Origin of the sequence: uncultured Campylobacter sp. (assembly GCF_938030815.1) — a bacterium.
Lineage (GTDB): Bacteria > Campylobacterota > Campylobacteria > Campylobacterales > Campylobacteraceae > Campylobacter_B.
This window is the reverse complement of record NZ_CALHII010000123.1, coordinates 1-1,358: the sequence shown is the minus strand read 5'-3', so window position 1 is coordinate 1,358 and position 1,358 is coordinate 1. Positions and strand designations below refer to the sequence as shown.

Sequence of the window (1,358 nt, the reverse complement as noted above, 5' to 3'; positions counted from 1 at the left end):
TATTATTTTGTATTTTATTATTTATTAAGTTTAAGGCGATATAATCATTTTAAATTTTTACGCAAAGGAAAAGTTATGATCGTATCGATTTGTAACGAGAAAGGCGGCAGCGGAAAAAGCACGCTTGCCACGAATATAGTCATAAATCAAGGCATAGTAAAAGGCGAACCGCTTTTGCTATTAGATACCGACCCGCAAAAGTCGATTGCTACGTTTCTAAATATAAGAAACGAAGAAGGGCATCCGAAAGCATTTGATTTCGCCTACAAATACGGCGAAAATTTAAAAGAATTTTTGCAAAGCATAGATCGCAGCAAAGACATAGTCATAGACACCGGCGGCCGGGATAGCAGAGAAATGCGAATAGCCATCGCACTTAGCGATATCTTAATAATTCCGACCATTCCAAGCCAGTTTGACGTAAGCGTCCTAGATAAAATGGTCAATATCGTTAAAATGGCCAAAGAGCAAAACGAAAGGCTGCAAGCCTATATCGTGATCAACCGAGCCTCGACCAACCCGTTTTTATACAAGAAGATAGACAGCTTAAAAGCATTTATCGAGGAGCTCCAAGAAGATTATATAAGGCTGGCCAATACGATCATATTTGAGCGCGAGCGCTACAAAATAGCCACGCAGCTAGGCTACGGCGTAGTCGAGATGAACGACGGCAACAAGGCGGAGCAAGAAATCAAGAATTTATGCGAAGAGATATTTTTAAAAGGGTGAAAAATGAGCATCATATACGTATGCGATAGCTGCGGCGCACGTAGCGAGGATGACGTCAAAATTTATGAATTAGGAAAAGATGTCAAAGAATACACAGGCATAGATGAATACGATCACTTGTGTAGAGGGTGTTTTAATGAACTGAACGAGGAAAAAGACCTGCGCATAGGGGGCAACCAAATCAAAGTTAAAAAAGGGGATAAAAAATGATAGACAAGGAAACAATAATAGCCGGAAGAACAAGGACTCAAAAACCGGAACTCGAATTTAAAGCCAGCGGTCGCGTTATAGCGCCGCCCAAAAAAGTTTCCGATTGGGTCGGTTGTCTTGTAAGAAGCAAATTTGAGACGTCCACTCAGCTTGCCACTTTTAAGCCGGGTACGATTTTCATCATAAAAAGTAGCGGTTTGACAAAAGCGCTTGAAACATTGCCGTGCGAGCGCTGCGGCATTCGCGCCACCATGAGGATCGTAGAGAGCGCCGATGCCTTTATGAAGCAGTTTGAATTTTTAGATAAAGACGGCGACTGATAGTAGACGAGATAAGAAAACAAATATCGTAAGGCGATAAATTTATAATTTTTATCGCTTTTTTAGTATAAATTTAGGAAATTTATTATTTTTAGTTTT

General features: G+C 40.3%; 3 protein-coding genes. All 3 read left to right on the top strand.

Annotated features, from left to right (window positions below; all coding sequences use genetic code 11):
* The first annotated feature begins 75 nt into the window (after nucleotides 1–75).
* Genes Q0277_RS04520 through Q0277_RS04510 form a run of 3 tightly spaced genes read left to right on the top strand, consistent with a single transcriptional unit; the run spans nucleotide 76 to nucleotide 1,259 of the window.
* Entirely contained in the window at nucleotides 76–729 is a 654-nt protein-coding gene (locus Q0277_RS04520) for an AAA family ATPase (protein ID WP_297996007.1), read from the top strand.
* Between the two features lie 3 nt (nucleotides 730–732).
* Nucleotides 733–939 carry a hypothetical protein gene (locus Q0277_RS04515; protein WP_297996005.1) on the top strand — a complete coding sequence of 69 codons (207 nt, stop codon included), beginning with the start codon at nucleotides 733–735 and terminating at the stop codon, nucleotides 937–939.
* The gene (locus tag Q0277_RS04510) at nucleotides 936–1,259 is read left to right on the top strand and encodes a hypothetical protein (protein WP_297996003.1); all 324 of its coding nucleotides are present in this window, start codon (nucleotides 936–938) and stop codon (nucleotides 1,257–1,259) included. Before Q0277_RS04515 ends, Q0277_RS04510 begins: the two co-directional genes overlap by 4 nt.
* Nucleotides 1,260–1,358 lie beyond the last annotated feature (99 nt).